The sequence below is a fragment of the Coprococcus comes ATCC 27758 genome (assembly GCF_025149785.1).
GTDB classification, from domain to species: domain Bacteria; phylum Bacillota; class Clostridia; order Lachnospirales; family Lachnospiraceae; genus Allocoprococcus; species Allocoprococcus comes.
Genome location: NZ_CP102277.1, coordinates 465,006 through 478,740 on the forward strand (window position 1 = coordinate 465,006; position 13,735 = coordinate 478,740).

Annotated in this window: 11 protein-coding genes and 1 tRNA gene; 10 read left to right on the forward strand and 2 right to left on the reverse strand. The window is 43.4% G+C overall.

Features of this window, described 5'->3' with window-relative positions; translation table 11 throughout:
- The first annotated feature begins 2 nt into the window (after nt 1-2).
- Genes NQ556_RS02465 through NQ556_RS02475 form a run of 3 tightly spaced genes read left to right on the forward strand, consistent with a single transcriptional unit; the run spans nt 3 to nt 5,190 of the window.
- Nucleotides 3-629, forward strand: a complete 627-nt coding sequence (locus NQ556_RS02465; protein WP_008372479.1) for a DUF4194 domain-containing protein — start codon at nt 3-5, stop codon at nt 627-629.
- Nucleotides 613-3,981 (forward strand): ATP-binding protein, encoded by a 3,369-nt coding sequence (locus tag NQ556_RS02470; RefSeq protein ID WP_330609764.1) that lies wholly within the window; start codon nt 613-615, stop codon nt 3,979-3,981. Before NQ556_RS02465 ends, NQ556_RS02470 begins: the two co-directional genes overlap by 17 nt.
- 6 nt (nt 3,982-3,987) lie before the next feature.
- Complete coding sequence (locus tag NQ556_RS02475) at nt 3,988-5,190, forward strand: Wadjet anti-phage system protein JetD domain-containing protein (RefSeq protein ID WP_008372488.1); 1,203 nt, start codon at nt 3,988-3,990, stop codon at nt 5,188-5,190.
- Between the two features lie 273 nt (nt 5,191-5,463).
- Here NQ556_RS02475 and NQ556_RS02480 read toward each other — a convergent pair whose 3' ends face one another.
- Together NQ556_RS02480 and NQ556_RS02485 are read right to left on the reverse strand one after the other, a co-directional pair.
- Nucleotides 5,464-6,051 (reverse strand): TetR/AcrR family transcriptional regulator, encoded by a 588-nt coding sequence (locus NQ556_RS02480; protein WP_008372489.1) that lies wholly within the window; start codon nt 6,049-6,051, stop codon nt 5,464-5,466.
- Between the two features lie 136 nt (nt 6,052-6,187).
- Nucleotides 6,188-7,219 carry a proline racemase family protein gene (locus NQ556_RS02485; RefSeq protein WP_008372492.1) on the reverse strand — a complete coding sequence of 344 codons (1,032 nt, stop codon included), beginning with the start codon at nt 7,217-7,219 and terminating at the stop codon, nt 6,188-6,190.
- Nucleotides 7,220-7,364: 145 nt separating this feature from the next.
- On the opposite strand from NQ556_RS02485, the gene NQ556_RS02490 reads away from it, so the two are divergent.
- The 7 genes from NQ556_RS02490 (at nt 7,365) to NQ556_RS02520 (ending at nt 13,627) form a co-directional block, all read left to right on the forward strand.
- Nucleotides 7,365-7,462 (forward strand) — tRNA-Sec (locus tag NQ556_RS02490).
- Nucleotides 7,463-7,883: 421 nt separating this feature from the next.
- A complete protein-coding gene (gene prdC, locus NQ556_RS02495) occupies nt 7,884-9,212 on the forward strand; it encodes a proline reductase-associated electron transfer protein PrdC (protein ID WP_008372495.1) in 1,329 nt (442 codons plus the stop codon).
- Between the two features lie 77 nt (nt 9,213-9,289).
- Complete coding sequence (prdA, locus tag NQ556_RS02500) at nt 9,290-11,161, forward strand: D-proline reductase (dithiol) proprotein PrdA (protein ID WP_008372497.1); 1,872 nt, start codon at nt 9,290-9,292, stop codon at nt 11,159-11,161.
- Between the two features lie 11 nt (nt 11,162-11,172).
- Complete coding sequence (locus NQ556_RS02505) at nt 11,173-11,454, forward strand: CBO2463/CBO2479 domain-containing protein (RefSeq protein ID WP_022220196.1); 282 nt, start codon at nt 11,173-11,175, stop codon at nt 11,452-11,454.
- A gap of 21 nt (nt 11,455-11,475) precedes the next feature.
- Nucleotides 11,476-12,201, forward strand: coding sequence for a D-proline reductase (dithiol) protein PrdB (gene prdB / locus NQ556_RS02510; RefSeq protein WP_082421153.1), 726 nt, complete (start codon nt 11,476-11,478; stop codon nt 12,199-12,201).
- 176 nt (nt 12,202-12,377) lie between these two features.
- Complete coding sequence (gene prdD / locus NQ556_RS02515; protein WP_044999019.1) at nt 12,378-13,142, forward strand: proline reductase cluster protein PrdD; 765 nt, start codon at nt 12,378-12,380, stop codon at nt 13,140-13,142.
- 11 nt (nt 13,143-13,153) lie between these two features.
- A complete protein-coding gene (locus tag NQ556_RS02520) occupies nt 13,154-13,627 on the forward strand; it encodes a glycine/sarcosine/betaine reductase component B subunit (protein WP_008372507.1) in 474 nt (157 codons plus the stop codon).
- Nucleotides 13,628-13,735 lie beyond the last annotated feature (108 nt).

Genomic DNA, 13,735 nt, shown 5'->3' on the forward strand with positions numbered 1-13,735 from the left:
GAATGATAGAATATTTTGAGCAGCTTACGCAGGAAGAACAGGAAGATCTGACAGATGTGATCAGGCTTCTCTATAGACAGACATTTCTTCTGGAGAGGAAGTTTGACAAGCGTGCGGGCAGACTCCAGTATCAGAGAGAGTACCGTATCTGCGAAAAGCACATTGATTTTCTGAAAATGTATTTCCAGATTGCCGGCATTACGTTATGCGAGAATGTACATCTGGGTCTGATCTATATTCAGGATGAGATGGTCTGGGGAGAAAAGCTTCCGCGTCTTGCGACTATTTACATATTATTGCTGAAACTGATCTATGATGAGCAGATGGCATTGGTTTCGTCGAGCAGCCAGATTGTGACAACCTTGGGGGCACTCAACGGAAAAGCAGGAGATTTTCGCGTGCTTCGCAGTATCCCGTCACCGACCGAGATGAAAAGAACTATTGCCATGCTGAAAAAATACCAGATGATCGAGCCATTGGATGTACTGGAAGAGTTAAATGAAAGTACAAGACTTCTGATCTATCCGTGTATCCATGCAGTATTGCAGGGAGATGCGGTGAGAGAAGTTCTGGAATCATTTGGAAGCAGCCGGGAAGAAGAGGAGGAGACTCTTGGAAACATTGGATAACAGGCAGCCGTTCTGGGCGATTTCAAAAATCTGCCTGAACAACTGGCATTATATAGACAGAAAAATACTGACTTTGAGTGAAGGAATCAATTTTTTCACCGGGCATTCCGGAAGTGGAAAATCAACGGTTATCGATGCAATTCAGATTGTACTCTATGCTAACACGGACGGACGTGGATTTTTTAATAAAGCGGCAGCAGATGATTCCGACCGTACCTTGATCGAGTATTTGCGCGGAATGGTAAACATCAGTGAAAATAATGAGTCCCAGTATCTGCGAAATAAGAATTTTTCCAGTACGATCGTAATCGAGCTGGAACAGACGAGAACCCATGAGAAACAGTGCGTGGGCGTTGTATTTGACGTGGAGACAGCAACAAATGAGATCAACCGCCTGTTTTTCTGGCACAGAAGCGGTCTGCTTGCGAATGCTTACCGGGGAGAAAAGAGATGTCTTTCTACTGTGGAAATAAGAGAATATCTGCAGCGTACCTTTGGTGAAGAGGCATTCTACTGCGGACCGAGCAATGAGCGTTTCCGCCGTCAGCTTTATGATGTGTATCTGGGCGGATTGGATAAAGAAAAGTTCCCACGTCTTTTTAAGCGGGCAATCCCGTTTCGGATGAATATCAAGCTGGAAGAATTTGTAAAAGAATATATCTGTATGGAACAGGATATCCAGATTGAGGATCTGAAAGAAAGTATCATGCAGTATGGCAGAATGCGCAGCAAAATTGAGTCAACGATGGAAGAGATTGAGGAACTGAAGAAGATCGATGGAATCTATCAGGATTTTGATGATAAGCGAGAAAAAAGCAGGGAATGTGACTACCGTCTTACCCGTCTGGAAATGCTCCGGCTGCAGGCGGACATCCAGGGACTCCATGATAAGATTAAAACCAGAGAAGAAGGTATCAAGGTACAGGAGCATACGAAAGCCGAGCTGATGCGCCAGAGTGGAGAACTGCAAAAGGAGCATGAGGAGCTGTTACTTCGTCTGAATAACAGTGGTTATAAAGCACTGGAAGCAGAACTTGCAGGACTTAACGAGACTCTGGAACATCTGGGAAAAAGCAGGGCGAGTCTCACAAAGACAGCACAGAGACTTGCAGCATGGAAAGAACAGGAGATTACGTCCAACCAGACCATCTGGGATATTGATAAATTTGAAGCCGGTACGATTTCGGAGGGCGAACTTACAAGGCTGAAAGAAAATATCGCACAGATGCGTGCGGAGATCGAAGAAGAACGTCGGGATACGGACAGTACACTTCGTCAGATCAAGAAAGAAGAACGGGAAGCCAAAGAAGAGCTAAAAGAGCTGAAACAGGGAAGAAAAGCATATCCAAAAGAGCTGGAAGAAGCAAGGCTGGAACTACAGAACCGGTTGCAGGAGAATTGTGGAAAATTTGTTTCCGTGCAGATCCTCGCAGATCTTCTGGAAATCCGGGATGAAAGATGGCACAATGCAGTGGAAGGTTATATGGGAAATAATAAACTTCTGCTGATCGTAGAGCCGAAATACGCAAAAGCGGCAATGGATATTTATCAGGAGATGGATAAGAAGAAATTCTTCCGTGCTGCAATTCTGGATACGGAAAAGGTTATGGAAGAAGAGCACATTGTCCGGCAGGGCGCTCTTGCAGAAGAAGTAAAAGCAAAAGAAAAATACGTGCAGTCTTACATCAATTTCTTTCTTGGGAATGTCATGAAATGTGAGAACATTGAGGAACTCAGGGAGTGCAGGATTGGTGTGACACCGGACTGTATGCTGTATCACAGCTATCGTCTGCAGCATATTAATCCGGAAAATTATACGAGACGTGCTTATATCGGAGAGATTAGTCTCCGTCAGAGGATCCGGCAGCTTCAGAAGCACTGTGATGAGCTTCAGGAGAAGAGGCTTCCACTTGCGGCACTTGTGGAAGAGGCAAAGAAACTTCTGGAACTGGAAGCAGTGCCACTTCCGACAGAGGATTATATCAGTCAGATCCTGGATGCAAAGGCGATAAAGGGAAAAGAAACCCGTAAGAAAGATTTACTTGAAAAGCTGCAGAAACTGCGTGCAGAATCAGTCGATACTCTGGAAGCACAGATGAAAGAAGTGCAGGAAAGACGGGATGCAAAGCAGAAAGAGATCACGAAGACAGAGAAAGAAATCTGGAAAAACGGGGAAGAAATCGAAAAATTCAGAAACAGTATTGCAGAGTCGGAATTTGCACTTTCTGGAATCCAGAAAGAATTTCAGGAAAACGAAAGGTTTGAGAAGCAGTTTGAAGAGTATCTGGAAGCACAGAAAAGCAGAAACTATATTTATTTAAAAGAGGCAAGTGCAAGGCAGCTGCAGCAGCTTGGAAAGAAAAAAGAAGAAATCTATCAGGAGTTGGTGGCAGCCCGCAGTGCTTATACCAAAAAATATACGCAGCGTAATTTTTCAGTGGTAGAAGAAGATAATAAGGTTTATCAGGAGCTTCTGGAAAGCCTGTCGTGTGATAATCTGGAAACCTACCGGCAGGCAGCGAATGAACAGGCAAAGGCAGCGGTCGAGCACTTCAAGGATGACTTTGTTTTCAAGATCCGCAGTGCGATCCGCGAGGCCTATCAGAGAAGAGATGAGCTGAACCGGATCATCAGCCGGCTGGATTTCGGAAAAGATAAGTACCAGTTTGTGATCACGAAGAATAAGGGTGCAGACGGAAAGTACTATAAGATGTTTATGGATGATACCCTGCAGATCAATCCGGCACAGCTTTCAGGTTCTATTGAGAACCAGATGAATCTGTTCACGATGGAGCATGAAGAAAACTACGGTGATATGATGAATGAACTGATCGGCATATTTATCCCACCGGAAAATGCTACCCATGAGGAACTGGAAGAGGCAAAGAAAAATATGGACAAGTACGCGGATTACCGTACTTATCTTTCGTTTGATATGCAGCAGATCGTCCAGGGTGAGGAAGATATGAAAATCGGTCTTGGCAAGATGATCCGCAAGAATTCCGGAGGAGAAGGACAAAATCCTCTTTATGTTGCACTTCTTGCAAGCTTTGCACAGATTTACAGGATCAATCTTTCCCCGAAAATCCACAGGAATCCGACACTCAGACTGGTCGTTCTGGATGAGGCATTTTCAAAAATGGATGCCGAGAAGGTGGCAAGCTGTATTGCGCTGATCCGTGGACTTGGTTTCCAGGCGATCATCAGTGCCACAAATGATAAGATCCAGAATTATCTGGAAAATGTTGATAAAACCTTTGTATATGCCAACCCGAATAAACGGCATATATCAATTCAGGAATTTGAAAAAACCGAGTTCGCACAGCTTGCGGATGAGGAAGAACAGGGGTGATAGAAAATGTATCTGGTAGACAGGATTATAGAAAGATGTGAGAACAGCAGCCGAGACTGGCGGGAAGGAGTGACTGGAGGGAGGACTCTTCGGATCACACAGGAGGATTATGATGCCTGTGGGAAAGAAGAGCTGATCGAAGAGGTGCAGCGTCTGGAAAGAGCAGGACTTCTGACTGTGAAAAAATGGATTGTCCCAGACAGTGATGTAGAGCTTGTAGCATATCAGGTAGAGCATCTTCCGGATTTTTACCGTCTTGCAGACAGCGAAAGTGGAGAAGAATACTGGCCGAAGCAGGCGAAGGTAAATTATTATATACGTATGATTGACCAAGAGCTTTCGGAAGGCTTTCAGAAAGAATGGATCGAGAATTATCTGGAAAAGCTGAAAGAGCGGATCGCAGAAGGTGATCTGCCGAAAAATATAGAGAAGCTGGAAAAATATCTGGACTGTTACCGGGGACTGGACTCTCTGGAAGAACCGATGATGAAGCGGATTTTCAGTAAACGCTATCTGAAGGACAGCAAGATCTTCGAGCGGGAGATGGAACGAAATGTGGTGACGGCTGCAAGGAGATATTGCCCGGAGATTACGGCAGATATGGATATCCAGACGGTTCTGGAGCAGTTGCTGATCGAAGAAAATTCCCAGGAACTGGCAGTTAAAGGACCGCTTAAACTGAAGATCTGGAAAGGATCAGAAGCAAAAAGAGTGGATCTTTCCGATTTTACATATGGAGTTGTGCTGAACAGCCAGACAGTCAAGCATGCAATGGTTGAGGTAGAGCAGCCGGCACTGAAAAAAATCGTGACGATCGAGAATAAGACGAATTACCTTGCGATGGAATATGATCCGGAGATCCTTTATATCTACAGTCATGGATATTTTTCACCACTTGAAAGAGAATTTCTGAAGAAGCTGCAGAGAGTGATCGAAGGAAAAGACGTGGAAGTATTCCACAGCGGAGATATGGATTACGGTGGAATCCGGATTTTTGAATATATCCAGAAGCATATTTTCCCGGGAATAAAGCCATTGCAGATGGATGTGGAGACCTACGAGAAATACGAAGAATATGCGAAAACAATCTCGAAAGAGACGATGGAAAAGCTGGAAAAGGTAAATGTTCCGCTTTTGGAGGAGTTAAAAGAAAAGCTTCTTGAAACCGGAAAGGGAATCGAACAGGAAAGCTTCCTGATTGAAGAATAGAGTGCAGTGCTTAAGGGAAAAGTGCGGCAGTGAAAAGAAAAAGACCAGAATGCCCTGGTAGTGGGGCGGGTTCTGGTCTTTTTGTGTATACGATGAGCCAAGTGCAGATTTGTGCTTGCACAAGGATCTGCATTTGACGAATGTACATCATCGAGCTGTTAAGCGAGATGATGTACAAAGTATAAGAATCGAGTAGGAGTCAGCCTACTCGATTGTAGTGCGATGATCCATGTGCAGAAGGGTGTCTATACTGTCAATGAAAAAATGACAGAATTAAAATCCTTCTACAAACTGGTCAAGTACGTGTGGGAGAAGCTTGTCGCTGTATGCGGTGAGAGAATACTTGCCTTTGCATAATGCCCAGTCATAAAGAACAGCACGTTCGTACATTGCATAAATCTTCAGAAGTTCATCGGCAGTACTGGTGCCGTTGAATTCTCCATTTTTCAGTGCAGTGCTGATTGTCTCAGTGAGCCACACAAAATAGTAACGATCGTTTTCAAGAAGGGAGCGCTTATCCTTGGTGATCAGCTGGGACGAGTAGAGGGAGGCTAAAAGCCCGACATCGACACTGGTCTCAATCATATGAAATAGTTCATGGTTAAAAAATAACAGCTTGTCATAAGCAGAAAGATCCGGATCTACGATTCCTGCAAGCTCTTCATACTTTTCGTCAAACAGATAAGAAAGTGTGTTGAGAAGAGCTTCTTTTCCCTTAAAATAGTGGTAAAAGGTTCCTTTTGAGGTCTTAGAAGCCGAGATGATCTCATCAACAGTGGTCTGTTCATAACCATGCTTGTAGAATAGATTCCACGCAGCTTTTATGATACGGCTTTTGGTGGAACTTCTTTTCTTTGGCATGAAAATTCCCCTCCTTTGAAAATAGTAATCTTTTTTTATTATAGCAGAATGGACATGAAATAACAAGAAAGTAATTTGTTTACAAAAAAAGAAGACAAAGCCATATACATAGCTCTGTCTCCTGAAAGATTTTGACTTAACGGCCTACTTTGAAGCCATATTTTAGCGGATCATCTGGATCGATCACATAAGTAGCTTCCCCTGTCAGATAAGCACTTCCAGTAATCTGCGGAATAACGGCATCATAGTCGGCAACCTTTGTAGTATCTAAGATTACGCCTTTGAACTGAGAGCCGATAAAGCTTTCATATACGAAAGGCTGTCCGACTTTGATTTCACCTTTTTTGTAAAGGGTGGCGAGCTTTGCGCTGGTTCCGGTTCCGCAAGGAGAACGGTCAGCCATATGATCTCCGAAGATAACGACATTACGTTTGTCACATCCAGGAGTATCGGTAGAGCAATAAAGCTCTGCAAGGTCGACAGTTGTGATATCAAGTTCCGGATGCTGGATCTCTACTTCGGCATTGACCTTTTCAATCAGCTTCATACCGAAATCGGTAAGCTGTGGGATTGACTGTGGATCTACGTGCCATCCGAACTGTTCGATATCAACAAGTGCGAAGAAGCTTCCGCCGAAAGAAATATCATAGTGAACTTCTCTGCCATCAACTTCTGTGGTGAGGTTTTCTTTGTAAAGGAAAGCCGGTACATTAGTAAGTGTTACATTAAGTACCTTTCCATTTTTGACTTCTGCTTTGGTACGGATAATTCCTGCAGGAGCATCCAGAACAACTTCTGTATAAGGTTCTACGGCAGGAACAAGTCCTGTTTCGATGATTGCTGTAACCGAACCGATTGTTCCGTGGCCGCACATATTCAGATATTCTCCAGTGTCCATGAAGATCACACCAAAATCAGCTTCCGGGTGGATTGGATCTGTCAGAAGAGCACCAAACATATCATGATGTCCACGTGGCTCAAACATCAGAGCCTGACGGTATTTGTCGTAATGTTTTGCAAGAAAGTTCTTACGTTCGATCATTGTATCCCCTTCAAGCTTCGGGAAACCTGATGTAATGATTCTTGTAAATTCCCCAACTGTATGTGTGTCGATCGCATGGAAAGATGCCTCAAATGCGTCAAGATTCAGTTTTGGATTGATTTCCATTTTTAATATTCCTCCTTAGTTGAAAGACCAGACCATAGTCTAGTATGCAGTTCAGTTTTCTTTAAAAATATTATGTACGAAAACACTTGAAAAGTCAATGGTAATTTGCTATAATAAATAAGCTTGATTGGAATAATCAATATATGGGGGTAGATGGATAACTGGTGTGTCTCCTGGTCTTCAAAACCAGTGTGGGGCGTTAGGAGCGTCCTGGGTGGGTTCGATTCCCACATGCCCTCGCCAAAAAGAGAGGTTTTTGGGCGAAAAGCCTTAAAAAGATAAAGAGAAAAGCTGCTGTATTGTTTTTGGGGAAACAGTACGGTGGCTTTTCTTTTTTGACGTAAATCCTCTTGGCAAGAATACTTATAGATAATGCAGATAAGTAAAATGAGAAAAAATAGACAATCTGTAAAAATCAGACAGAACCGATGAAAAAAATAAATAGATTATATATAAAAAAGATATTGAATTTTCAAGTAAAATCATATAGACTATAGTACAGATCAATCACTAGACTAGATTCTAGTATTGAGTCCAACATGAAAAGTGAAAATCTATAAATGCTATTGAAAAAAATATATCTATTTGTTAAACTATAGTCAAATACGCGTAGGACAAGATAAGATATAGATTTCGACGTAGAGGAGAAAGGAAGAGAAGAGACATGGCAAACTTACAGATTTTGCTGCGTCAGCATGTAGGAGCTCCTTGTGCACCGGTTGTAAAAGCCGGAGACAGAGTAGAAAAAGGGACTCTGATTGCAACACCGACAGGCCTTGGAGCTAATATTTTTTCAAGTGCATATGGTGTGGTAGAAGACGTACTGGAAGACCGTATCATCATCAAGCCGGATGAAGAACAGAAGGATGAATATGTAAAGATTCCGGAAGGCAGCAAGCTTGATATGGTAAAAGCGGCAGGTGTTGTCGGAATGGGTGGCGCCGGATTCCCGACAGGTGTAAAACTCGGAACAGATCTGCAGGGAGGATATATCCTTGTAAATGCAGCGGAGTGTGAGCCTGGACTTCGTCATAACATTCAGCAGCTGGAAGATGACTGTGCGAAAGTTATCCGCGGAGTAAAACACTGCATGGAGATTTCCAATGCATCAAAAGCTATTTTTGCAATTAAGAAGAAAAATGAAAAAGCAGTAAAGGCACTGCGCGAGGCATTAAAAGATGAAGAGGCGATTACGATCCACTTACTTCCGGATATTTATCCGATGGGAGAAGAACGTGCGGTTGTAAGAGAATGTCTTGGAATCGAACTGAATACAACACAGCTTCCGTCAGCAGCGAATGCAATTGTTTGTAATGTAGAAACTCTTGCAAGAGTTGCGGAAGCAATTGAAGAGAGAAAGCCATGCTTTTCTAAGAACCTTACTGTTATCGGTAAGATCAATGGCGGTAATGAGCCACATGTATTTATGGATGTACCGGTCGGCACAAGCGTTGGGGAAATGATTGAACGTGCCGGCGGTATTGATGGTGTATATGGGGAAATCATCATGGGTGGTCCATTTACCGGACATGCTACTACAGAGGATGCACCGATCACAAAGACAACTGGTGGAATCATTGTTACAATTGATTTCCCGGATCTTCATGGTGCAAGTGTAGGTCTTTTGGTATGTGCCTGCGGTGGTAGCGAAGAACGTATGAGAGATATTTGTCAGAAGATGAATGGTGTAGTGAAATCAGTAGCCAGATGTAAACAGGCAATTGAAAACAAACCGGGAGCTCCGCTTAAATGCGAAAGACCTGGAAACTGTCCTGGACAGGCTAAGAATAATATTCAGTTCAAGAAGGATGGATGCGAGTACATTATTATTGGTAACTGCTCAGACTGTTCAAATACAGTAATGGGATCAGCACCGAAAATGGGACTTAAGGTATTCCACCAGACAGACCATGTAATGCGTACAATCGGACATCCACTTTACAGATATCTGCGTGTTTCAAAACAGGTAGAACAGTTACCGGAAGGTAAATAGATAAGTTGATACCTCACTTCGGTGAGTGTATAAATAGTTAATTGAGTTATTGTTAAATTAACAAGGAGGAAATTATTATGTCAATTACAGCGGAAACCGCAAAAGAACATGCAAAAGATCCTGCAGTATTATGCTGTAGAGCAGAAGGCGGCATTACAATCCAGGCTGCAAACCTTGAAGATCCGGCTATCTTTGATGATCTGGTAGATTCAGGACTTCTGAAACTTGATGGAACACTTACAATCGAACAGGTACTTGGAGCAAAGCTTGTTAAGACCTGCGATTCTCTTACACCACTTACAGCTGATCTTGTTGAAGGCGCAAAAGCACCTGCAGCAGAGGAAGCACCGGCTGAAGAAGCAAAAGAAGAAGTGAAAGAAGAAGCACCAGCAGTTACTGCAAATCCTACAGCAAGTGTACAGAAAGTTGGCGGCGTGTTAAAAATCCACATTGGAGAAGGCAAAGATATCGATATCGAAATGCCGATGGGTTTTAATAACGGTGTTGCAGTAGCGGAAGTACCGGCAGAGGTAGAATTACCGGCAGGCGTGGTTTCAGGCGCAACACCGACAAAAGAGCTGGAACCGAAAGTCGTAAGAAGCGTTACCAGAAAGCATTATAAAATTACAGAAGTAAAGCGTGGACCGGAGACAAAGATCGAAGGAACAACTCTTTACATCCGAGAAGGAATTGAAGAAGAAGCAGTTGCTTCACAGGAACTGGTTCATCAGTTAAAGATTGATATCATTACACCGGATCAGTACCATACTTATTCTAATACAATCATGGACGTACAGCCGATCGCTACAAAAGAGGGCGAAGACGAAATCGGTACAGGTACAACAAGAGTACTTGATGGCGTTATCATGATGGTTACCGGAACAGACGACAATGGTGTTCAGATTGGCGAATTCGGTTCTTCCGAAGGATACCTGGATGAAAATATCATGTGGGGACGTCCGGGAGCTCCTGATAAAGGTGAAATCTTCATCAAGACAGAAGTTATTATCAAAGAAGGAACCAACATGGAAAGACCTGGCCCGCTTGCTGCACATTCTGCAACAGACGTGATCACACAGGAAATCCGTGAAGCTCTGAAGAAAGTAGAAGACGAAAGCCTTGTAGTAGATACAGAGACATTCAATCAGGTAAGAAGACCTGGTAAGAAGAAAGTCGTTATCGTAAAAGAAATCATGGGACAGGGTGCTATGCATGACAACCTGATTCTTCCTATGGAACCAGTCGGAGTACTTGGTGCAAGACCAAACGTTGACCTTGGAAACGTACCGATCATGGCATCTCCACTGGAAGTACTTGACGGATGTATCCATGCACTTACCTGTATCGGACCTGCATCAAAAGAAATGTCAAGACATTACTGGAGAGAACCACTGGTTCTTGAAACTCTCCATGATGAAGAAGTTGACCTTTGCGGTGTTATCTTTGTAGGTAGTCCACAGATCAATACAGAGAAATTCTATGTATCAAAACGTGTTGGTATGATGGTAGAAGCTCTTGATGTTGATGGTGCATTTGTTACAACAGAAGGATTTGGTAACAACCACATCGATTTCGCAAGCCATATCGAACAGATCGGTATGAGAGGAATTCCGGTTGTTGGACTTTCATTCTGCGCAGTACAGGGAGCACTTGTAGTTGGAAACAAATACATGCAGTACATGGTAGATAACAACAAATCTGAATCAGGAATCGAGAACGAAGTTCTTGCCTGCAACACGCTTTGCCAGGAAGAAGCAATCCGTGCACTTGCTATGTTGAAAGCTGGAATGGCTGGAGAAGAAGTGAAGAAGGCAGAAAGAAAATGGAATCCGAATGTAAAAGCAAATAACATCGAACTGATTTCAAAGACTATGGACAGAACAATTGAATTGGTTAAGAACGAGCAGTCACTGCCGATGAGCCAGAAGAGAAAAGAAAAATACGATTAAGGTGAATGACTATGAAATATGGCGATAAGATCATCTATATGGAAGGCGTAATCGTAGAGATCCATGATGGATGTGTTGGAATCGATTTGAAGGGACGATTAGGTTATCTGAAAATCCCGATGAGAATGCTGATTACGGATTATCCATTAGTGGTAGGACAGGAAGTTGGATGGAATATGAGTTTTGTCGAACAGCTTGGACCGGACGCCAATGAAAAATATGTTAGTAACCTGCAGACGTATCAGAGACGTCAGGAAGAAATGAAGTCTCATAAGAAGAATGATGAAGTGTAATTATATCAGGAGGAAATAGACATGAGTTTGACCGTTGTTAAAGGACTTCAGTCAGAAATCTTTGTTCCGGTAACTCCGCCGCCAGTATGGGCTCCGGTGAAAAAAGAACTGAAGGATATGACAATTGCCCTCGCCACAGCAGCAGGTGTGCACCACAAGGATCAGAAGAGATTCAACCTTGCCGGTGACTTTACCTGGAGAAAAATAACAGATAAAATGCCGTCAGATGAATTAATGGTATCTCACGGTGGATATGACAACAGTGATGTAAACAAAGACATCAACTGTATGTTCCCGATTGACCGTATCCATGAGCTTGCTAAAGAAGGATTTATCAAAGCATGTGCACCGGTACATGCTGGATTCATGGGTGGTGGCGGAAACCAGGAAAAATTCAAACATGAAACTGGTCCTGCCATTGCAAAGATGTTTGTAGAGGAAGGCGTAGACGCAGTTATCCTCACCGCTGGTTGAGGTACCTGCCACCGCTCTGCAGTTCTGGTGCAGAGAGCGATTGAAGCCGCAGGAATTCCTACAATTATTATTGCTGCGCTTCCGCCGGTTGTTCGTCAGACCGGTACCCCACGTGCGGTTGCTCCGCGTGTTCCTATGGGAGCTAACGCTGGTGAACCACACAACGTTGAGATGCAGACAGGCATCGTAAAAGCAACTCTGGAACAGCTCGTGAAGCTGGATACTCCAGGAAAAGTTGTTCCGCTGCCGTTTGAATATGTAGCGAAAGTATAATCAAATAGTAAAAAGGGGACATCCCCGGCAGGATTGGGGCGAAAGCTCTGATTTGCCGGAGATGTCCTTTTTATTTAACTGGATATTTTGATAAAATTTCCTGTTAGATAAAGGTGCTACGTGCCTCAAATGTGCCAGGGCGCATTTGGGTTCAATTTAGAATTGAGGATGATTATATGGAGAAAGAAATAGATCTGCGCCGGCTTGTGATCAAAGCTTTCCATATTACTGAGGTGGAAGAAGGCGGAGAAAATAGAGTGACAGCATCTGGAAAGATGACGATCGAGAAGAAAATACTGGATGAAATTTTACTGAAATATCCACAACTTTCCAAATTAGATGTACAGATTATAAGACCGGGAGAACATGACCGCTATACCAATACGATGATGGATATCATTCCGATATCGACCAAAGTACTTGGAAAGATTGGGGACGGGATTACGCATACGCTCACCGGCGTTTATGTAATCCTTACCGGTGTAGATGAAAACGGAAAACAGGCACACGAATTTGGGTCCAGTGAAGGCAATCTGAAAGAGAAGCTGTATCTGAACCGTGCGGGTACTCCGGGGGATGATGATTATATTGTGTCATTTGATGTTGTTCTGAAACCTGGAATGGGACAGGAAAGAGAAGGTGTACTTGCAGCTCACCATGCCTGTGACGAGTTTATCCAGATTTTCCGGGAACAGATGAAGAAGTTCAGGGGCGATCTCTGCACAGAGAGACATGAGTACCATGATGTGGTTCGCCCAGGAAAAAAACGTGTTTTGATCGTAAAACAGGTTGCCGGACAGGGTGCGATGTACGATACTTCGTTATTTGCAAAAGAGCCTTCGGGAACTGAAAACGGTCGCTCGATCATTGATATGGGAAATATGCCGGTGATCGTTACACCAAACGAATATCGTGACGGAATTATCCGTTCTATGCAGTAGGAGGTGCGATTATGGGAATTGGACCATCGACAAAGGAAACATCACTACACCATTTCAGGGATCCTCTTCTTGATGTGGTATCATCGGATGAAGATCTGGATCTGATGGGAATCATAATTGTTGGAACGCCGGATGATAATACAGATAAATTGCTTGTTGGAACCCGTGCGGCAGTATGGGCGGAAGCTATGCGGGCAGACGGAGTTATCCTGTCGTCCGATGGATGGGGAAACAGTGACGTAGATTTCGCAAATACGGCTGAACAGATGGAAATCAGAGGAATTCCGGTAACTGGGCTGAAATTCAGTGGTACAGTTGGCCAGTTTGTGGTAGAAAATGAACATCTGGGAGAAATTCTGGATATCAATAAAAGTGAAGAGGGCATTGAGACAGATGTACTCGGAGAAAATAATGTGACGGAGCTGGATGCGAAAAAGGTTACTGCAATGCTGAAGCTGAAAATGCGGAAAAATGAGAAGCGTTAAGGTTTTGAAAATTGAAGAAAACTGTCAAAAGTAAAGCTGGCAGGGAAAGAAGATATAGAAAAGTCCTGTTGAGAATCCGGATTCGATATTCAGATTCTGACAGGACTT